The sequence below is a fragment of the Algoriphagus aquimarinus genome (assembly GCF_007997215.1).
GTDB lineage: Bacteria > Bacteroidota > Bacteroidia > Cytophagales > Cyclobacteriaceae > Algoriphagus > Algoriphagus aquimarinus_A.
Genome location: NZ_VORW01000009.1, coordinates 109,375 through 130,865 on the forward strand (window position 1 = coordinate 109,375; position 21,491 = coordinate 130,865).

Annotated in this window: 17 protein-coding genes; 11 read left to right on the plus strand and 6 right to left on the minus strand. The window is 41.5% G+C overall.

What is annotated here, in order from left to right:
- Positions 1–258: 258 nt before the first annotated feature.
- A complete protein-coding gene (locus ESV85_RS13965; protein WP_146918568.1) occupies positions 259–3,543 on the plus strand; it encodes a VCBS repeat-containing protein in 3,285 nt (1,094 codons plus the stop codon).
- Between the two features lie 24 nt (positions 3,544–3,567).
- On the plus strand, positions 3,568–6,876 hold the full coding sequence (locus ESV85_RS13970) for a VCBS repeat-containing protein (RefSeq protein WP_146918570.1): 3,309 nt from the start codon (positions 3,568–3,570) through the stop codon (positions 6,874–6,876).
- 194 nt (positions 6,877–7,070) lie between these two features.
- Here the strand turns inward: ESV85_RS13970 and ESV85_RS13975 are convergent, their stop codons facing one another.
- The 6 genes from ESV85_RS13975 to ESV85_RS14000 all read right to left on the minus strand — a co-directional run bounded on the left by ESV85_RS13975 (position 7,071) and on the right by ESV85_RS14000 (position 10,723).
- Positions 7,071–8,201 (minus strand): 6-bladed beta-propeller, encoded by a 1,131-nt coding sequence (locus ESV85_RS13975; protein WP_146918572.1) that lies wholly within the window; start codon positions 8,199–8,201, stop codon positions 7,071–7,073.
- Between the two features lie 57 nt (positions 8,202–8,258).
- Complete coding sequence (locus ESV85_RS13980; RefSeq protein WP_146918573.1) at positions 8,259–8,498, minus strand: hypothetical protein; 240 nt, start codon at positions 8,496–8,498, stop codon at positions 8,259–8,261.
- A gap of 185 nt (positions 8,499–8,683) precedes the next feature.
- On the minus strand, positions 8,684–9,250 hold the full coding sequence (gene nadD / locus ESV85_RS13985) for a nicotinate (nicotinamide) nucleotide adenylyltransferase (RefSeq protein WP_146918575.1): 567 nt from the start codon (positions 9,248–9,250) through the stop codon (positions 8,684–8,686).
- Between the two features lie 3 nt (positions 9,251–9,253).
- Complete coding sequence (gene gmk, locus ESV85_RS13990; protein ID WP_146918577.1) at positions 9,254–9,826, minus strand: guanylate kinase; 573 nt, start codon at positions 9,824–9,826, stop codon at positions 9,254–9,256.
- Between the two features lie 2 nt (positions 9,827–9,828).
- Positions 9,829–10,101: a mycothiol system anti-sigma-R factor gene (locus ESV85_RS13995; RefSeq protein ID WP_146918579.1), complete on the minus strand. Its 273-nt coding sequence runs from the start codon at positions 10,099–10,101 to the stop codon at positions 9,829–9,831.
- A 16-nt stretch (positions 10,102–10,117) separates the two neighbouring features.
- The gene (locus tag ESV85_RS14000; protein WP_146918581.1) at positions 10,118–10,723 is read right to left on the minus strand and encodes a sigma-70 family RNA polymerase sigma factor; all 606 of its coding nucleotides are present in this window, start codon (positions 10,721–10,723) and stop codon (positions 10,118–10,120) included.
- A 123-nt stretch (positions 10,724–10,846) separates the two neighbouring features.
- Here ESV85_RS14000 and ESV85_RS14005 point away from each other — a divergent pair, with 123 nt between their 5' ends.
- From ESV85_RS14005 to ESV85_RS14045, 9 genes are all read left to right on the plus strand, one after another.
- Positions 10,847–11,686, plus strand: coding sequence for a lysophospholipid acyltransferase family protein (locus ESV85_RS14005; protein WP_146918582.1), 840 nt, complete (start codon positions 10,847–10,849; stop codon positions 11,684–11,686).
- Between the two features lie 176 nt (positions 11,687–11,862).
- Positions 11,863–12,699, plus strand: a complete 837-nt coding sequence (locus ESV85_RS14010; protein ID WP_146918584.1) for a lysophospholipid acyltransferase family protein — start codon at positions 11,863–11,865, stop codon at positions 12,697–12,699.
- A gap of 200 nt (positions 12,700–12,899) precedes the next feature.
- Positions 12,900–15,167: an ATP-dependent helicase gene (locus tag ESV85_RS14015; protein WP_146918586.1), complete on the plus strand. Its 2,268-nt coding sequence runs from the start codon at positions 12,900–12,902 to the stop codon at positions 15,165–15,167.
- Between the two features lie 66 nt (positions 15,168–15,233).
- Positions 15,234–15,905, plus strand: coding sequence for a DUF4290 domain-containing protein (locus tag ESV85_RS14020; protein WP_146918588.1), 672 nt, complete (start codon positions 15,234–15,236; stop codon positions 15,903–15,905).
- Positions 15,905–17,212: a UDP-N-acetylglucosamine 1-carboxyvinyltransferase gene (gene murA, locus ESV85_RS14025; protein WP_146918589.1), complete on the plus strand. Its 1,308-nt coding sequence runs from the start codon at positions 15,905–15,907 to the stop codon at positions 17,210–17,212. Before ESV85_RS14020 ends, murA begins: the two co-directional genes overlap by 1 nt.
- A 61-nt stretch (positions 17,213–17,273) precedes the next feature.
- A complete protein-coding gene (locus ESV85_RS14030) occupies positions 17,274–18,251 on the plus strand; it encodes a glycosyltransferase family 61 protein (RefSeq protein ID WP_146918591.1) in 978 nt (325 codons plus the stop codon).
- Positions 18,252–18,331: 80 nt separating this feature from the next.
- Positions 18,332–20,050 (plus strand): IlvD/Edd family dehydratase, encoded by a 1,719-nt coding sequence (locus tag ESV85_RS14035; protein WP_146918593.1) that lies wholly within the window; start codon positions 18,332–18,334, stop codon positions 20,048–20,050.
- Positions 20,051–20,052: 2 nt separating this feature from the next.
- Positions 20,053–20,814, plus strand: a complete 762-nt coding sequence (locus tag ESV85_RS14040) for an SDR family NAD(P)-dependent oxidoreductase (protein ID WP_146918595.1) — start codon at positions 20,053–20,055, stop codon at positions 20,812–20,814.
- Complete coding sequence (locus ESV85_RS14045; protein ID WP_146918597.1) at positions 20,807–21,481, plus strand: hypothetical protein; 675 nt, start codon at positions 20,807–20,809, stop codon at positions 21,479–21,481. Before ESV85_RS14040 ends, ESV85_RS14045 begins: the two co-directional genes overlap by 8 nt.
- Positions 21,482–21,491: the final 10 nt, after the last annotated feature.

Here is a 21,491-nt window from a genome sequence, read left to right on the forward strand (position 1 = left end):
TGGGATATTTCTGAAGGATCTGTTAGAAATTTAAGTCAATCGATCTTGAAAAAAAATATCACGTGTAATGGATACTGAAGCATAAAGAAGAACTGACAAAAGCCGTATTGGAAAATGGAGCAGCGAAGCGAGAAAAAGTAGGTTTGTGACCTTTCAGCGTTTTATTCCCCATTCCATTGCAACAAATCAATGCTAACCCTAACTTGAAACAAAACCCATGTTAATACTAATGCTCACAATAAAATTCTTGATGCATAGATGAAAATCAGGAATTACATCCTGCCGATAGTTCTTTTATTTTCTTCCTGCCAGAAGGAGGAAAAGATTCCTGATTCTCTTTTCGAACTTCTCTCGGAGGATCTGACAGGAGTAAGCTTCCGGAATGACCTCGCTTACTCCGAAAAAATCAACCCTTACACATTTAGAAACTTTTATAATGGCGCCGGAGTGGCGCTAGGGGATATCAACAACGATGGGTTATTAGACATTCTTTTTGCAGGCAACCAAACTTCCAACCGATTATATCTCAATCAGGGAAACCTGAAATTCAAAGATATTACTCAATCCGCCGGCTTAGAATCTACCGGCTATTGGTCCACAGGAGTAAGTATGGCAGATGTCAATGGAGATGGTTTACTCGATATTTATGTAAGTAAATCTGGACCAAAAGGTGGAGAAAAGCGCCACAATGAACTCTTTATCAATCAAGGAGACCTTACTTTTTCAGAACGATCCAAAGAATATGGGCTGGCAGAGGAAAAGCTGTCGCAGCATGCCGTGTTTTTGGATTTTGACAAAGACGGAGATCTGGATCTCTATCTCCTGGCTAATTCCGGACGATCGGTCGGAATATTTGACCTTCGCGAAGGCCAACGTGAAACCCGTGATCCAGATGGTGGAAATAAACTATTTCGAAATGACAGTACAATTTTCACAGATGTAAGTGAATCCGCTGGGATCTATGGTAGTGCTATAGGTTATGGTCTGGGCGTGACTGTCGCAGATCTCAATCAGGATACCTGGCCAGATCTTTACGTTTCGAATGATTTTTTTGAGCGTGATTATCTCTACCTGAACAATCAGGATGGCACTTTCTCTGAAGTTTTGCCTGAAACACTGAACGAAATAAGCATGGGCTCCATGGGTGCCGACATCGCCGATCTGGACAATGACACACGTCCGGATATTTTTGTGACCGAGATGCTTCCAGCAGACATGGCCAGGGTAAAAACCAAAACTCCTTTCGAAGAATGGGACAAGTATCAGGCAAGTGTAAAAGCCGGATATCATCATCAATTCACACGAAATACACTTCAAAGAAACCTGGGATTCAAGCCCGGAACCAAGGAACCGGTTTTCACTGAAATGTCCCGCCAAACCGGAATGGATGCAACTGACTGGAGCTGGGGTGCGTTGATTTTTGATGCAGACAATGACGGATGGAAAGATGTTTTTGTCGCAAATGGGATAGTTAAGGATTTGACAGATTTTGACTTCGTCGACTTTTACGTGAATAATCAGAAGAAAGTGGATGGCTACAGAGCGGATTCAATTCTCCTCACCAAAATGATTGATGCCTTCCCTTCGATTCCTCAGCAGAACTACTGGTTCAAGAATTTGGGAAATTGGCAATTTGAAAATCAGGCAGCGACACAAGGCTTGGATCAGCTCACCTTCAGCACAGGTTCTGCCTATGGAGACCTTGATAATGACGGTGACTTGGATTTGGTGGTCAATAACCTGAATGAGCGTGCTTTTATCTATAAAAACACAAGTCGTGAAAATGGATCAGGTAATTACCTTCAAGTTGATTTGGGGGATGCATTTGGAGCACAGGTTACTTGCTTTGCAGACTCAAATACCTTTTATCAAGAGTTTCAACCGGTAAAAGGCTACATGTCTTCAGTAGATCCGAGATTACATTTTGGATTAGGAAAAATCACACAGCTGGACTCGGTCAAAATCCAATGGCCAAATGGGAAAACTAGCTTACTCAAAAATATAGCAGTCAACCAAATCCTGAATCCAGACCAGGTAGATGCAATTCTTTTAGAGGAAAATTTTACGACTCCAAACACTCTTCTTTCTCTTTCTGACAAGGAAATTCCCTTTACCCATTACGAAAGTGATTTCGTAGATTTTGATAGAGACCGACTTCGGTTCTGGATGATCACCAATGAAGGTCCAAAACCGGCAAAAGCAGACGTCAACCAGGATGGTTTGGAGGACTTGTTTATACCAGGAGCCAAAGGCCAATCATCAAGTCTCTTGATTCAGGAAAACGGAGGAAAATTCAGAAACTCTCAAGCAGCGCTGTTCCAAAAAGATAGCTTGGCGGAAGACGTGATTGCATACTTTTTTGATGCCAATGGAGACAATGCACCGGATGTACTGGTAGGAAGCGGTAGTGTTGAGTACGGTGCCAATTCACCACTTTATCAAGACAGACTCTATCTGAATGACGGCAAAGGCAATTTTGTAAAAAGTGATCAGATCTTCTCTTCTCTACCAACTTCCTTTATCCTCAGCACTGACCTCGATCAGGATGGTGACGAAGATTTGATTATTGGATCAAGGAGCATCCCGTTTGCCTATGGTATCCCAACCGGCATTCAAGTTTGGGAAAATGATGGTAAGGGTAACTTTCTGAATATTTCTTCAAAATTCGGGGAAGCAATTCAGTCACTGGGCATGCTCACTTCTGGAGCAATTGCTGATTTGGACGAGGATGGGAAACAAGAACTTATCGTAGCAGGTGAATGGATGTCGATTCGGATTTTCACCCTTTCGAAAGATGAAATTATCGAAAAAACATCCGAATTCGGATTCACGGAGACTAGAGGGCTTTGGAATTGCCTTTTGGTTGAAGATATTAATGGCGATGGCAAACCAGATATTCTGGCAGGAAATTGGGGATTGAATTCAAGACTAAAATCATCTGAAAAATCCAAACTCCGAATGGTCATCAATGACTTTGATCAAAATGGCACTTTGGATGACATCCTGGTTTCATATGACGGAACAAGCTCCATTCCATGGGTACTTAAAACCAGTCTGGTTAAGCAAATCCCCTCATTACGAAAGCAATTACTGACGTATTCCTCCTATCAAAACAAGTCCTTAGAGGAGCTATTTCCTGAGTCAGTTATGTCAAAATCACTACTTCTGCAGGCTGATTTACTGGAAACATCGCTTTGGATAAATGAAGGAAATGGGAAGCTATCTAAAAGCCCGTTACCAAATGAAATTCAAGCCTCTCCGATCTTTGCAATTTATGCGCTTCCTTCCGAATCAGGTGCTGCAACTCTACTCTTTGGAGGGAATCAAAGTCGCATTAAACCCGAACTCGGAGGACAAATGGGAAGCTATGGATGGGTACTGAAACCAAGCCAAAAAAACCAATGGAAATCACTTCTTCCAGAACAAAGCGGACTGTTTGTCCCTGGTGAAATCAGAGGTATCCTCTCAATAAAAATCGAAAAAGAACCTCATATTATCACATTGAGAAATAATGAAAAGCCTCTTGTATTTAAGATTCAATAACTTTCTGCTTATTTTAATTCTTTCATGAAACATAAACTCCTAATCCTTTTACTTTTAGCGGTATCCCTCTCTTGTCAGAAGAAGGGGGAAATTCCAACTTTATTTGAACAAATCGCTCCAAAAGATTCAGGCGTTGACTTTATTAATGAACTTTCATTCGACGATAAGTTCAACATTTTCACCTACCGTAATTACTACAACGGTGGTGGCGTGGCATTGGGTGATGTAAACAATGACGGCCTTCTGGACCTCTATTTCACTGCCAATCTTGGCCCAAACCAACTCTACCTAAACAAAGGTGATTTCAAATTTGAAAATGTAACAGACAAAGCTGGAGTAGCTGGAACAAGAGCCTGGAGTACTGGTGCAGCGATGGCGGATATCAACGGTGACGGGTTTTTGGATATTTACGTTTGCAACTCGGGGAGTATATTGGGAGACAACAAGCAAAATGAGCTTTTTCTCAACCAGGGTGACGGTACTTTTAAAGAACAGGCAGAAGAATACGGGTTAGCTGATCAGGGATTTTCCACACATGCTGTATTTTTTGATTATGATAAGGACGGAGATCTCGATGTTTATCTCCTGAACAATAGCTACGAAGCAATTGGTAGCTTCAATAAAATGCAAAATGAGCGTCCAAAACGAGATCCTGTGGGTGGCGACAAACTCTTCCGAAATGATGGAGAGAAGTTCACCGACGTGAGTGAAGAAGCGGGGATTTATGGCTCAATCATAGGTTTTGGATTAGGTATTACAATTGGAGATGTAAACCAGGATACCTGGCCTGACATTTTTATTTCCAATGACTTCTTTGAACGCGACTATCTCTACATCAACAATCAAGACGGGACGTTCACCGAATCTCTGGAGACTTCCATGCGATCCATTTCAGCGGCATCAATGGGAGCCGACATCGCTGACATCAATGGAGACGGATTGCTGGATATTTTCGTGACGGATATGATTCCTGAATCTCAAACCCGTTTGAAACAAGTCACTACTTTCGAAAGCTGGGACAAATTCCAGTTCAATAAAACTCATGGCTATCATTACCAATTCTCTCGAAACATGCTCCATATCAACAATGGAGATGGAACATTTAGCGAAATGGGACGCCTTGCGAATATGGAAGCCACAGACTGGAGCTGGGGGGCCTTGATTTTTGACATGGATAATGATGGCAAGCGCGACCTATTCGTAGCCAATGGGATTTATCAGGATATTACGGATCTGGATTACCTCAATTTCATCTACGATGAGGAAACTAAGATCAAAATCATCTCTCAGGAAGGCGTAGACTACAAAGCGCTTACTGATCCGATACCTATCAATCCTATTTCAAACTTTGCCTTCCGAAATCTTGGAGATCTGAAATTTGAAAATGTAACTGCGGAATGGGGATTAAACGAACCAATCCATTCTAACGGTTCCGCCTACGGTGACCTGAATAATGACGGTACGCTGGATCTCGTAGTGAATAACGTGAACAAGCCGGCCCAGATTTTCAAAAATGCAGGAAAAACATTTTATCCGGACAATCATTTCCTCCAATTTAATTTAATCGGAAAAGGAAAAAATACAGCCGCAATCGGAACCCAGATTCAGGTAAAAGCAGGTGAAGAAATCTACTATCTGGAACAAATGCCAAACCGTGGTTTTCAATCCTCCGTCGATCCTAAACTTACGCTTGGATTGGGAGATAAAACCTCCGTAGATCTGATTCGGGTACTATGGCCTGATGGAAGTTTTACAGAAATAAAAAATCAACCAACTGATCAATTATTGACTTTGAAATGGGAAGCAGCCAGCACCTTGCCTGAAGGCGAGAGTTTCTTTTCCAAACCTGAATCATCCTTCTTTCAGAAAGAAAACTCTGCCTCACTGGATTTCACCCATTTGGAAAATCTTGCCGTGGATTTTGACCGGGATCGATTGACTTATCATATGTTTTCGACAGAAGGCCCTGCTTTCGCAAAAGCAGATTTGAATGGCGACGGGTTAGAGGATTTGTTTTTTGGCGGAGCCAAAGGATATGCTGGGAAAATCTATTTCCAAAGTCCAAATGGCAATTTCCAAGTTTCAAAACAAGAAGCATTCAACAAGGACGCATTTTCTGAAGACACAGATGCCACCTTCTTCGATGCCAACGGTGACGGATTTCAGGATTTATTGGTATGCTCCGGGGGCAATGAATTCGGTCTAGGATCTCCTGATCTCATCGATCGCCTCTACCTCAATGATGGCAAAGGGAATTTTACTATCACCCAGCAAATGGGTTTTGCGGTTAATGTCGGTAGTAGCTCAGTTGTGCAGATCATTGATTTGAATGAAGATGGCGCCCCGGATTTATTTATCGGTGGCAGATTGGTTCCGTTCGTTTATGGGGCAGCAGCGAACAGTAGCATTTTTATCAATGACGGAAAAGGCAATTTCTCTGATCAAACTGCGGCGCTGGCGCCAAGTCTTAAAGAGATCGGGATGATCACCGATGGAAAAGTGGTTGACTATGATGGGGACGGGAAGCAGGATTTGGTCCTTGTTGGCGAGTGGACAGCACCGATTTTCTTAAAAAATACAGGTGGTAAACTTGAAAAAGTTGCAATGCCTGAATTGGAAAATCTTAAGGGTTGGTACCGAACTGTTGAAGTTGGAGATTTTGATGGAAATGGATTGCCTGATTTGGTCCTGGGAAATCATGGATTGAATACAAGATTTAAAGCTTCCCAAACGAATCCTGTCAAAATGTACTTGAATGATTTTGACCAAAACGGTGCTATAGAGCATATTTTCACGCGGCAGGAAGGAACAGTTCATATCCCTTACACGCTGAAGCACGAACTCGAAAGACAGATTCCGAGCATTAAGAAAAAGTACATGAGATACAGCAATTACAATAATCAGACTCTTGAGGATATTTTTCCTGCTGATATTATTGCCAAATCCATCATTCAAGAAGTCAACCAATTCCAGTCCGGAGTCCTTTTGAATAAGGGAAATGGAAAATTCGAATGGAAGCCACTTCCAATAATGGCTCAGAAATCCTGGATTTTTGCGATTCAGATTTTGGATTTGAATGGGGATGGAATTCAGGATCTTATCCTTGGAGGAAACCTAGCCCAATCCAAACCGGAAACAGGAAAATATGATGCAAGTTTTGGAGAAATCATGCTTGGAAAAGGTGATGGAACGTTTACTTTTTGGCCAAATGCTCAGCATGGATTGAGGTTGGAGGGAGACGTTCGTGCATTCAGCAAGTTAGGTGATGATAAAATTTTGGTCGTGAAAAACAGCGCATCGGCTGAGATTTGGAAATATTCAGGCATAAAATGAGAATCATTAATTTCAAGTACGAGTCTGTACAGCCAGAGAAATAACCTGGCCGACAACAGTCGATGGATTACCTGCGATTTTCAACACCGATATACATCATTCCAAATACAACTTCTTAACCCGGATATAATCTGATGCCCCTTCAGGTAGAAGGTATTTGAACAATAGAGAATGAAAAGTCAACAGCCAAAAAATCACTTATCCTCTTCCAAATCAAATATCATTAGGATTAATTCTTCCTTATCTACCTGGCCAAAATCAGCAAACTGTTTTTCTAACGAGGGGTTTAAAGAAAAGTCCCATTTACCGCTTTCTCCTGATGAAAGAACGGCAACAAATTCATTTTTTACCGTGATTCCTAATACCCCTTCGAAGCCAAGCTGCCCCAATTTCTGCTCGATAAGTTCTTGGGTTGAATAGCTTTTACCGGCACTTTTAGAATAGATTCTGCCGTGAAGGCCTTCAAAGTTTAAGGTTGTAAAAGAAACAAAATCTTTAGTCTGGAAAAGATCCATCACTCCTACATATATATCATTTTCCATGAAATATTTAAGTGGATTGGGCTGCGTGTTAAAATCTTCAAATGATAACTCATTACCAAAATCCAGAAAATATTTGGGGTGAATTTGATAATCCTCAATGTTAAGCGAATAAAGGGTATCTCTTAATCCCAGCGTCAGTAAATAATTGCTATCATCAACCTTCGAAATTATACTTCTGTAATTCAGAGGATTATCATCCATCAATGGGTCAAACGGAAATGCCGCCATTTTTTGTAAGCCATCTTGGTATAGCGCTACATTAGACTCTGCATTTAATGAACTGTAATTGACAAATAGTTCGCCATTTTCTAAAAAAACCAAGTCTGCATAAACAATCTCCTGAGTATAAAATTCCTCATTCAGAAAATTACCATTACGATCAAAAAAAATCTTCTTTTTGTAATCCATAGGAATTAGGATTAGCTCATTAGTGAACGAATTCCAAAAAACATTTTCAATTTCCCCATACTCTCCAGGTCCCTCACCTACTCTATAAATATAATTGACAAAACTCCCTTCAAAGTCAAAGATAAAGATGGCATTCCCGATCGTTTTATCTAGAATGAAGATTCTATCAGTAGTAAACACGACTTTATCAATACTGGATATTTGAGCAAAGGTGTTAGGTTGTAGTTTTAGTAATTGAATTGTTTTTAATTCTAAATCATCAGTTAAGGATGTATCCCTTATAGATATGGTATTATTGGTATTACTCTTTTGCTTATGACCACAGGAAATAAGAACTAAAGTCAGAATTATGAAAGGCAAATTTTTCATTGTCATAAAACAAATAAAGTAAAATTAAAAAAGGCATGTCATAAACTAACATGCCTAATCCAGTTAAACAGGAGGGTTTCCGTCATTAGTAAAAGTACAAGGCACTGTTGAAGGTTTAGTACAACTATCACCTTTCAATGTATCCCAAATAGTTGTCTTCCTGTCACAAACGGTAACAGTAATAATTCCTCCCTCTCCTCTTACGACTGTATCTTTACACTCATCTTCTAAAGCTTGCACTCTCAAACTTGCAAACATCATCGTCCCCATAAAGAAGACCATTCCAAATAATAACTTTTTCATAAAACTTAGAGTTTTAATTGATTAAAAAATCCCGGCCGGAATCAGGTCTCACTTAAGACTTCGGTATAAGTTTACTATTTTTTTTTTTAATCGCAAGGATTAGTTTGAAAATACCTAGATATTTATTTACAAAACGTAAAAATAGGTTTGGATTGCAAATAACTTGATATCAAATGATTACCGACTTACAAATACAGCTTCTTATCCCGGATATAGTCTGCTACCCCATCAGGAAGTAGGTATTTGACAGACTTACCGGCAAGAATAGATTTGCGGATAAAAGTTGCTGAGATATCTAAAAGTGGTGCGTCGATCAGCTTGATATTCGGATGCTCAAAAGTGGTCGCATCGCCCGGTCTGGGATAGACGAAGATTTCATAGTTGTCCAGAATCGTCTGGTAGTTCTTCCAGCGCTTCAGCTGAGTCAGGTTATCCGAACCTAAAAATAAGCAAAACTGATGCTGTGGATATTGATAGGTCAGGTAAGCGAGTGTATCGATCGTATAGCTTGGCTTGGGCATGGAGAACTCCACATCTGAAGCCCGAAACTGATAATTATCCTCGATTGCCAGCTCAACCATTCGCAGTCTATCAAATTCATGAATCAAAGACTGGCGTTTTTTAAGTGGATTCTGCGGACTCACCACAAACCAAACCTGATCTAAATCAGTACGGTCATGCAGCGTGTCAGCGATGATCAGATGACCAATATGTATGGGATTAAAGGAACCGAAGTATAGACCGATTTTCAAAATCTATCGCGCTAAAAATTTGCTGACCAAATACTCAGCTTCTGCAGAGGACTTTGAGAATTCGTCATTGACTACCGTGACGTCAAACTGTGGCTCAAACTTAGATTCAAACTCTGCTTTGAATAAGCGACGGGAAAGTGACTCTTCGGATTCTGTGCCTCGGTCATTTAGTCGTGCTGCCAGCACTTCCAAGCTCGGTACTTTCACATAGATCGCCAAAGCCTGCTCTCCAAAGTATTTTTTCAAGGCTAATCCACCTTTCACATCTACGTCGAAAATTACAGCCTTTCCGGAATCCCAGATACGTTGGATTTCTTCTTTAAGTGTACCGTAGAAGTTACCGGCATAGACTTCTTCCCACTCTATAAATGCGTCCTCGTCTATTTTTTTAATGAATTCTTCCTGAGAAAGGAAGTAGTAGTCTTTGCCATGAACCTCATGTCTCCCCCGCTTGTCACGTGTACAGGCAGAAATAGAAAACCCCAGATTTGGGATGTTTTGGATCAAATGCTTCACTAAAGAAGTCTTGCCTGATCCCGATGGGGCAGAAAAAATAATGGCCTTACCTTGTGTCATGACTATTTAATATCCTGAATCTTCTGGCGGATACAATCAGCCAATTCAGTAGGTACAGCGTGTTTGGTGCATTTTGTTTTCAATACATCTCGGATAGCTTGTTCCAAGTGGTAATGTTCAAAACACGGTTGGCACTTGGCTAGTTTTTCCTTCAAGACTTCTTTGCCAGAATCTTGTAGTTCTCCGTCCAAAATACTTTCTAGCAGCTCAAAGCATTTGCTCTCGTCGCTGCATTGTGTCTTTCGATCTCCAGATGGGTTTTCATTCATTTCCATGGGTAATTATTCTAAATTAATCCTCTTCTTCGTCCGTGTTATCCGTATTATAGCCCATATTTTGGGCATATCCTTGAAGCTTCTCTTTCAAAAGATTTCTTGCGCGGTGCAATCTGGATCTTACTGTCCCGATAGGGATATCCAGTATCTTGGCCATCTCCTCATAGGTGAATCCCTCCAAGTCGCACAAGATAATCACTGTACGAAAGTCCACTGCCAAGCTATTGAGTGCATTTGAGATCTCGTCACCGAGCATATCCTTAACGGATTCAGCCCTGAGATCACTAGTACTTTGGTAGTGAACGTCATCCGAGTTGTAATAAGTTTCAACTTCCTGATAATCTACCTTCGTGGGCTGCTTGGATTTCTTCCTGTACTCATTGATAAAGCTGTTTTTCAGAATTCTGAAAAGCCAGGCTTTGGCATTCGTGCCTTGCTCAAATGAGTTGATAAACCGATAGGCCTTCAGGTAAGTATCCTGCACAAGATCTTTGGCATCATCTTCATCGAAGGTGAGCCTGTAGCCAAAATTGTACATTGAGTCTATGTGTGGCATAAACTCCCCATCGAAGATGGCATTTTTCTCTTCCTGAGAATATTTTCTGCGCTGAACTTCCGACATAAGCTCCAAAAGTAATGATTGGGTCAATTTATAACTAGAAAATGAGAATAATTCGAACGCAACCGATTTACAATGCGTTCTAAACCTTCTTAAAAAAACCAACTAGATTACTTTACTCAAGAGATGTTTGCACTTAAAATCCTCTCCAGTCTTCCCTTATCAGTACTTTACATTTTTTCTGACATACTCTATTTATTAGCGTGCTATGTGATTAGGTACAGAAAAAAAGTAATCGATGAGAACCTGCTTTATGCTTTTCCTGAGAAAACTCCTGCAGAGAGAAAGCAAATTCGAAATAAGTTTTACCGAAACTTCACAGATGCTTTCTTCGCAGAGACCATCAAAATGCTGACGATTTCTGAAGAGGAACTCAGGCAACGATTTCAAGTGGTCAATCAGCATTTAGTCGACAATCCAGTCAAAAATGGTAAAAGCTCCCTGATGATGGCTGGCCATGTTTTCAATTGGGAGATGGCAATCCTCGGAGTTGCACTAAATACCCAAGTGACTGCTGAGACGGTATTCCTAAAACTCAATAATCCTTTCTTCAACAAGCTGATGCTGGCAATTAGAACTCATTTTGGCGGGATAATGACTGAGAAAAGTGCCTTCAGACGTAGCATGATTACGATGAGAAACACACCAAGAATCGTTCATTTGGCTGCGGATCAAAGACCTCCTGTGTCGGACAGTCGCTACACACGGGAGTTTATGAATAGACCTGCGTTGTTTTTTGAAGGTGGAGAAGTCCTGTCCAAAAAAATGAATCTCCCTGTTTTTTACGGCCAAATGACCAAAATAAAGCGAGGTCATTACCGCTTCGAATTCACCGAACTTGCCCGACCTCCCTACGAAGATCATGCTGCTCATAGCGTTACAGATGAGTTTGCTAAAAGACTGGAAAAAAACATACGAATGCAACCTGACCTCTATCTCTGGAGCCATAAACGCTGGAAACTCTAAAAGCTAGAAAATACAGCATTCCATCCAATGAGATTTGGAAATGAAAATGTACTGCCATTTCTACTGGTATGAAAAGTTAGAAGTAAATCCAATATAGGATTCCGGGAAGAATTCAGTTGAATTCTCTTATTTTGGGCTCGATTTAACATAACTCATCAGCAATTTCCCGGATTACCATGTTTGCAATAAGACTTATTTCACGTCTTCCGCTCTCTATTTTATACCTGCTATCTGATATCTTGTATTTAGTAGCCAGATTTGGGATCAAATACAGAAAGGATGTAATCGAGGAAAATCTTAAATTTGCCTTTCCTGAGAAATCAGATGCTGAATGTAAGAGCATAAGGAATAAATTCTACCGAAATTTCACTGATTCATTTGCTGAGACTATAAAACTTCTCACCATTTCCGAGAAAGAGTTTGAGAAACGATTTCAAATGATCAATACAGACCTTCTCGATGAAGCGGTTTCTTCAGGAACCTCCGCGTTGCTAGTTTCAGGGCATTTATTCAATTGGGAAATGGGAGTGATAGGAATCAATCATACCATTCAAGCTCCTGTAGAAACGGTTTATCTTAAAGTAAATAATCCTTTTTTTGACAACCTGATTAATACTATTCGGACACATTTTGGCGGAATAGTTACAGAAAAAAAGGCTTTTCGGAGGACCATGCTTACCTTAGCAAAATCACCAAGAGTGGTATTGCTTGGCTCGGATCAGCGACCTCCGAGTTCGGAAAAAAGATATAAAAGGGACTTCTTAAATAGACCTGCCGTCTTTTTTGAGGGAGCTGAATTTCTTTCTAAAAAGATGAACCTACATGTCATCTATGGCAAAATGACCAAAATCAAAAGAGGGCATTATCGCTACGAGATGATCAAATTGGCAGAACCACCATTTGATGAACACCTAGAGCATAGCATTACCGATAAGTTTTGCGAAATGCTTGAAGACAACATCAGACTTCAGCCAGACTTGTATCTCTGGAGTCACAAAAGATGGAAAATATAAATTATGAATTGGAAGATTGAAAAATTGGAAGAACTTGTCCGCCGTGGCGGATTGGAAGATTTACCGAATTCATCTTTTTAATTAGAATATTCCGTTTCTCATAGCTTACCACTTGAGTCATTAATTTTAAATTCTTGGCTCTTGAATCTAAAATCTTGATACTAACTACTTAAGTCTAGTGTCTTGCATATAAATAAACAATGGAATACCTCGATAGTTTAAACCCAGAGCAGCGACTGGCTGTGGAACATACGGATGGACCGGTGATGATTATCGCTGGCGCCGGATCCGGCAAAACCCGTGTGCTCACCTACCGCATCGCTCATCTGATTTATGAAAAAGGTGTAGATGCTTTCAATATTTTATCGCTGACCTTTACTAATAAGGCGGCGGCTGAAATGCGGCATAGGATCGAAACCTTGGCTGGTCTGGAAGCCAGAAACACATGGATGGGAACGTTTCACTCTGTGTTTGCGAAAATCCTGCGTGTCGAAGCCCCGAAGATTGGTTACCCTTCCAATTTTACCATTTACGATTCCGACGATTCCAAATCACTGATCCGCACCATTGTGAAAGAAATGCGACTGGATGACAAAGTGTATAAAGCCAATGCCGTTTTGTCTCGAATTTCCGGTGCCAAAAATCGTCTCATCACCTGGAAAGTTTACCAAGATGATCCCTATGTGAAAGCCGATGATGAAGCTGCGATGAAACCAAAAATGGGTGAAATCTACCAGCGCTATCAAGACAGGCTTTTTAAAGCTGGCGCAATGGATTTTGATGATTTACTTTTCAATACCAACGTGCTATTCCGCGATCATCTCGACGTACTGAATAAATACCAGCAGCGCTTTCGATATGTGATGGTGGACGAGTTTCAGGACACGAATCTTTCCCAATACCTGATCACCAAAAAGCTTGCAGCTGTTCACCAAAACATCTGCGTGGTAGGTGACGATGCGCAAAGTATCTATGCATTCCGTGGAGCTGACATTCAAAACATCCTGAATTTCGAGAAAGATTATCCTGATCTCTTCGTGGTGAAACTGGAGCAAAACTACCGGTCCACCAAGACTATCGTAGATGCTGCAAATTCCATCATTGATAAAAATAAAGCACAACTCAAGAAAAACGTCTGGACTTCGAATGGAGACGGAGATCTGATCGAACTCATCAAGGCGAGTACAGACAGCGAAGAAGGCAGAATCGTAGCCTCCACTATTTTCGAAGAGAGAAACACAAAAAAATTGAACAACAGCGATTTCGCTATTCTCTATAGAACCAACTCGCAATCCAGAGCGATGGAGGAAGCCCTTCGCAAGTTGAACCTGACTTATAAGATCGTGGGTGGACTTTCTTTCTACCAAAGAAAGGAAATCAAGGACCTGATGGCTTACATGCGCTTCACTGTGAATCCTGTGGACGAAGAAGCTTTCAAGCGCATTGTCAATTATCCTAAGCGCGGAATTGGCGATACTTCTGTGGACAAGATTTTGATCGCAGCATTTGACCATGACATGCAACTTTGGGAAGTAGTACAGAATGCGCACAGCTTCATCGGAGGCAGAGCAGCCAGTCAATTGGATGATTTCGCGACGATGATCAAAGCCTTCAAGATCGAAGTGGAACGCAAGGATGCCTTCGAAGCAGCAAGTAGCATCGCAAAGCAAAGTGGTCTTTTGCGCGAGCTCTATGAAGACAAAACCATAGAAGGGCTGAACCGCTATGAAAACGTTCAGGAATTGCTCAACGGGATCAAAGAATATGTGGATAATGAAGAAAATGAGGACAAAAGCTTAGGGTCCTTCCTTCAGGAAATTGCCCTGCTTACTGATAATGATCGGGACAAAGACGCGACTGATGCCATTACGTTGATGACCATTCACTCCTCAAAAGGATTGGAATTTAAGCAGGTTTTTGTAGTAGGCTTGGAAGAGGATCTTTTCCCTTCGCAGATGATGATGCAGAGCCGGGAAGATCTGGAAGAGGAACGTAGATTATTCTATGTCGCCACGACTAGAGCGATGGATAAACTTTATTTCACATATGCACTCACTAGATATCGTTACGGAAGATTGCTAAATTGTGAACCCAGCAGATTTCTGGAAGAAGTATCTCCTGACTGCATCAAGGTGAACAAGCGGGTGGCATCAAAAGAACTTTCAGGTGCTTTCCGTAGAGAAGGATTACCAGGAACCTCGGAATCATCTGGATATATAGGAATCAAAAAGAAGCCGGAATCCAGGATGCCTACGGCAATGAAAATCCATACGCCTAGCCCTGATTTCAAACCTTCCAATACGAACAATTTGAAAGCAGAGGAATTAGTAGAGCATCCAAAGTTCGGCTTTGGAAAAGTTCAAAAGATTGAAACAGAAGGAATTAACCGAAAAGCAACGATTCAATTCGAGCATTTTGGTGAGAAAACATTATTACTTAGCTTTGCGAAGCTCAGAATTATAGACTAATCACCTGCTCCCCTGCCTTTTGGTAATTTTTTCATTACCTTAATTAGCGCAAAATAGGGATGCATTATGGAGCACTTTGAACCAGACAAACAAAAACTCATTTTGAAAGAATACGGCAAAAACATTCAACGTCTCGTTGATTATATCACGGCGATTGAAGATCGTGATAAGCGCACGCAGAGCGCATATACTGTAATTGAAATCATCAAGCAATTGAATCCTACCGTGAAGCAGGAAAACGACCAAAAAATTTGGGACGACCTGTACATCATGTCGGACTTTAAACTGGAAGTGGACGCACCTTTCCCGATGCCTGAGAAGGAATTACTGGGTAAAAAACCACTTCCAATCGGCTATCCAAAAGGAGAAGTACGATTCAAGCACTACGGTAGAAACATCGAAAAACTGATCGAAGGAGCCATCCTACTGGATGATGACGAAGAGCAGGAAGCCGCCATAATTTTCATCGGTCAACTGATGAGAAGCTTTCACTCCACTTGGAACAGAGAAAACTTTGACGATGCTATAATCTTGGACGACATCAAGACGTTATCCAAAGGCAAACTGCATATTGACCTAGAGAAGGTTAAAGAAAATGGTTTGTTTGAATCCAACACACACCGTGATTTCAAACCACCTCTTCAGGAAGAGCACAGTAACAACAAAAATAAGCGACAAAATCACAGCAATAAGCGTCGTCCTAACACTGGTGGTCATAACAAAAAACGCAGAAATTAATGGGTTCATTTCGGGTCAATGGTGGAATTAAACTCAAAGGAGAGATAATTCCCCAGGGAGCAAAAAACGAAGCACTTCAGATTCTTTGCGCAGTTCTCCTCACATCGGAGAAAATCACCATATCCAAAATCCCAAATATCGTAGATGTCAATAAGCTTATTGAGCTATTGAGTGATATGGGGGTGAAAGTCACCAAACAAGGTCCAGAGACCTATACTTTCCAAGCCGATGAAGTCAATTTGGACTTCATGGAAACGGAAGAATATTTGAAAAAAGCATCAGCCCTAAGAGGCTCAGTTATGCTTCTTGGCCCTTTACTAGCACGTTTTGGAACTGGCAAGCTTTCTAAGCCAGGAGGAGATAAAATTGGTCGCAGAAGAATGGACACCCACTTTACAGGTTTCCAAAAACTAGGCGCCAAATTCAACTACGACGCTAAAAACGAGATTTTCCACATCGATGGAAAAAATCTTAAAGGTTGCTACATGCTGCTGGATGAAGCATCAGTAACTGGAACGGCAAATATCGTGATGGCCGCTGCAATGGCAGAAGGCACCACGACTGTGTACAACGCAGCTTGCGAGCCTTACCTTCAGCAGCTTTGCGACATGCTTAACCGTATGGGTGCAAAAATATCTGGCGTAGGCTCAAATCTTTTGACTATCGAAGGTGTGAAAAAACTTGGAGGCACCACGCACAAGATGCTTCCGGATATGATCGAAATCGGATCTTTCATCGGTCTAGCGGCCATGACTCAATCAGAAATCCTCATCAAAGACTGTCAAATCCCTAGACTTGGAATCATTCCTGATACTTTTCGAAGAATGGGAATCCAACTTGAATTCAGAGGTGATGATATCTTCGTTCCCGCACAGAAACATTACGAAATCGAAACTTTCATTGACGGCTCTATCCTGACTGTTGCCGATGCGATCTGGCCAGGATTTACACCGGATTTGCTAAGTATCATTTTGGTCACCGCTACTCAGGCAAAAGGCACTGTACTTGTTCACCAAAAAATGTTTGAATCCCGTTTATTCTTTGTGGATAAACTGATCGAAATGGGTGCTCAGATCATTCTTTGTGATCCGCACAGAGCTACCGTAATCGGTTTGGATAGAAAAACAGAACTAAGAGGAATCAGAATGACATCTCCTGATATTCGCGCGGGTGTGGCATTGCTAATAGCAGCACTTTCGGCCAGCGGCACTTCCATCATCGACAATATCGAGCAGATCGATCGTGGCTATCAAAACATTGATGATAGACTGAGAGCACTTGGTGCAGAGATAGAAAGAATATCCTAATCAAATCCGGCCACTGTGCCGGATTTATCTTTTTTTTCAAAAATTCATCTATTTTTAAGTCGTGTTCGAAGAAGTCTACGTCAAAAGAAAACCACCTGCTAATCTTCGAATAGATGATGAAAAACTTTTTCTAGGTGCATACGAGGTAAACTTTAAAACTTACCCCATACTCCGTCTTGATAATATTGCATTACTTCAAGACACTGTTTTCTCACCTTCACACATGCGCTTTTATTCCAGTCATACGCACATACATCCCTTAGGAATTCTGCCACTGGGAAAGCGTGTGGTACATTGCGCCTTGAAGAAATGGAAAAAGATCCCTCATGGCATTTGGATCAAAGACGAATGGAGCGCGAATTATTTCCATTGGATAACAGACTGCCTGCCGAGACTTTGGGTTGGATTGGATACTGGGATTTCTGATCGGGTGATCTTACATGAATCTTATAGGCATCTTCCCTATGTCACCCAAAGTCTAGAAATACTCAATATCAACCCCATTTACTACCGATCAAATGAGAACCTCTGGGTAGAGAATTTGGTACTCACCCCTAGGACGGCTACTTATCCAAACTTTAATAAGGAGCTTGTCCAGAACACCAGAAATAAGCTCCGTCTAACACCATCAGTAGAACCCTTCCGAATGGTGTATATAAGTAGAAAATTTGCTCCAAGGAGAAAAACTCACAATGAAGTAGATGTAGAATTATTGATGACCTACTATGGGTTTGAAGTGATTTATGCGGAAAATCTCAGCCTTCAAGAGCAAATTAGCTTGATGTCTGAGACCAAAATTTTCGTTTCTCTTCATGGGGCGGCACTTACAAACATGATTTTTTTACCAAACGGAAGTAAAGTTGTGGAGCTTCGAAATCAAGGAGATTCTATCACACAATGCTACTTTAATTTGGCAAATGCACTTGATCTAGCCTATTACTACACTTTAAATCAAGGAGATACTAAAGACTCCATCATATCAGATTTCACAGTAGACATTGAGGCGTTGAAACAAGTGCTCGACCTTTTGTGTGATTAATTGTCATTCATTCTAAGCGACTTTCTTTCCTTCTCATATTTTTTGGTAAATTCTGGCTCGATTAGCCAAAACAACCTATTATGTCAAAGAAAAAACTCCGGAGCCAAGATTGGTACGGACGCACTGGAAAAGACGGAATTATATATCGCTCCTGGATGAAAAACCAGGGATTTCCGCACCATCTTTTTGAAGGAGATAAACCCGTAATTGGAATCTGCAATACCTGGTCAGAACTCACACCTTGCAATGCTCACTTTAGAGATCTAGCTGAAGCGCTAAAGCGTGGAATCTGGGAGGCAGGTGGATTTCCATTGGAATTCCCTGTGATGTCTTTAGGAGAATGCTCTATGAAACCTACAGCTATGCTTTTCCGAAATCTGGCAAGTATGGATGTGGAAGAAAGTATCCGAGCAAACCCAATGGACGGCGTAGTCCTCATGTGCGGTTGTGACAAAACCACCCCTTCATTAGTCATGGGAGCTGCATCCGTGGATATCCCTGCGATAGTTCTTTCGGGTGGTCCGATGTTAGTAGGCCGATATAGAGGAAAAAAAATCGGCACCTCAGATATCTGGCGATTTGCAGAAGAATTCAAGCTTGGTAAAATGACCCAAGACGATATGATAGAGGTAGAGGCTGCCATGTCTCGCTCGGTAGGCTCATGTGCACCGATGGGAACTGCCTCCACAATGGCTGCCATGGTCGAGTCACTAGGGCTTTCACTACCAGATAATGCCACGATCCCTGCAGCTGATTCCAGACGTAAAGTTCTGGCGCATATGACAGGCATGCGAATCGTAGAGATGGTCAATGAAGACTTGAAAATGAGCAAAATCCTAACTCGTAAAGCATTCGAAAACTCCATTATGGTCAATGCAGCGTTAGGAGGTTCTACCAATTTTATACTTCACCTGACTGCTATCGCCAAAAGAATTGGAGTAGATATCGACTTGACTGATTTTGATAAATTCTCTTCCATGATCCCGCTGATTGCGAATGTACAGCCATCGGGAGAGCACTGGGTGGAAGACTTATTTTATGCCGGAGGTCTACCTGCGGTAATGAAAGAAATAGAAAAACATTTACATCTCGATGCCATCACAGCAAACGGCAAGCCTATCGGAGAGAATTTTAATAAAGCTCAATGCCATGATAGAAACCTTATCGGGACTTTCGATAAGCCTATCAAACCAGACTCTGGTATCGCTGTACTGAAAGGCAACCTTTGCCCAAATGGTGCTGTGATCAAGCCTTCAGCAGCTACACCAAGCTTACTGACTCACACTGGTCGTGCGGTTGTATTTGAAAATATTGACGATTATAAGGCAAGAATTGACACTCCGGAATTGGACATCGATGAAACTTGCGTGATGGTCATGAAAAATGTAGGACCAAAAGGATATCCTGGAATGCCTGAAGTTGGTAATATGGGATTACCACAAAAGCTCCTTGCCAAAGGTGTTAAAGATATGGTACGTATCTCCGACGGTAGAATGAGCGGAACGGGATATGGAACTGTTATTCTTCACGTTTCTCCTGAATCAGCTATTGGAGGCCCATTGGCTTTTGTGGAAAATGGAGATATGATTGAGCTAAATGTACCAGCGAGGACATTGAATTTGATGATTTCGGATGAAGAATTTGAAAAGAGAAGAGCACTATTCAAGCCACTGAATCTGCCTTATGAGCGTGGATATGTCAATCTTTTCCTTGACAAAGTAAACCAAGCGCATGAGGGAGTCGATTTTGATTTCCTTCAAGGTAGCTCAGGATCTGAAGTAAAGCGAGATTCACATTAATCATGAAACCACAGAAGACCGCCATTATCACTGGAGCAGGGCAGGGAATTGGTCTGGCTATAGCTGAGAAACTCGCTGCGCAAAGTGTCAATCTAATCCTAAATGACCTCGAAGAAGGCTTGATCTCGGAAGCGTGTGAGCGCATCTCAAATATTCATGGAGTTTCGGCTATTGCGATTCCTGGTGATGCCAGTTCTCAAAAGGTCATTGATGCTATGGTGCAAACTGCTTTAAGCAACTTTGGGACTTTAGATATTGTAGTTGCCAATTCAGGTATTACACTTTTCGGCGCTTTTCTGGAATACTCCAGAGCCGACTTCCTGGAAGTAACTCGTGTCAATCAAGCAGGGACCTTTTTCCTGGCACAAGCAGCTTCCAAAGTGATGAAAAATCAAGCACACGGAGGCGCTTTGCTTTTCACTTCATCTGTCACAGCACATCAGAGTCATGAAAACCTTGCTGCCTATGCCATGAGCAAAGCAGCATTAGAAATGCTAGCCAAAAACTTGGTGCTCGAACTTGCCCCTTACAAAATCAGAGTAAACACAATCGCTCCAGGAGCTACGGTGACAAATAGGACAGTGATGGACCCTGACTACGAATCTACTTGGTCGAAAATCACTCCTCTGGGCCGACCAGCTGCGGTTCAGGATATCGCAAATGCTGCTGCATTTTTGGTCTCCGACGAGGCGAGACATATTACTGGACAAACTTTGATTATCGATGGGGGCTGGACCAGTGTAAGCCCTTCACCTTATGCCTGAAAATCATCAAATCGTTCGCTCTGACCTGAAACTTTACAAACAGGCCCCCGCTCCATGGGAATTGCAGGGGGAGGGAATACTTGTGATTTACAAATTCTCAAAGAATTGGGTGGAAACTCACGGGAATTTACCAGAGCATTTAAAAAGAGAATTCAAAGGAGGACTTGGCTACCTTATACTGGTAAATTACCATAGCTCTCCTGTTGGGCCTTACAAAGAGCTACTTCTTATACCAGGTAAATTTGCCCGCTACAACAAGCAGACCATCACCAAAATCTATGTAAGCACGGAAGTGAGCACCCAAAACGGTCATGCCAACTGGGGAATTCCCAAAGAAACCTTACCGATTTCATGGGATAAAAGTGAGGGTAAGGATTCCATCCAGGTAAAAGATGGGGATAAAATTGTTTTCGCCTGTGACGTGAAAGCAGGAGGTATTCCATTTCCAATCTCAACTAGCTTATTACCAATCGATCTACATCAGTTATGGGATAGAGTAGATTATTTCACCAAACCCTCGGGCAATGGCTGGGGCAAACTTGCCAGCATAAAAAACTTAAAAATTGATTCCGCTTATTTTCCTGACATAAGCTCTCAAAGACCTCTTTTTGCAGTTAAAATAGAGCCTTTTAGGATCAGTTTTCCAGAAGCAGAATATACTTTGTAAGTATATCATA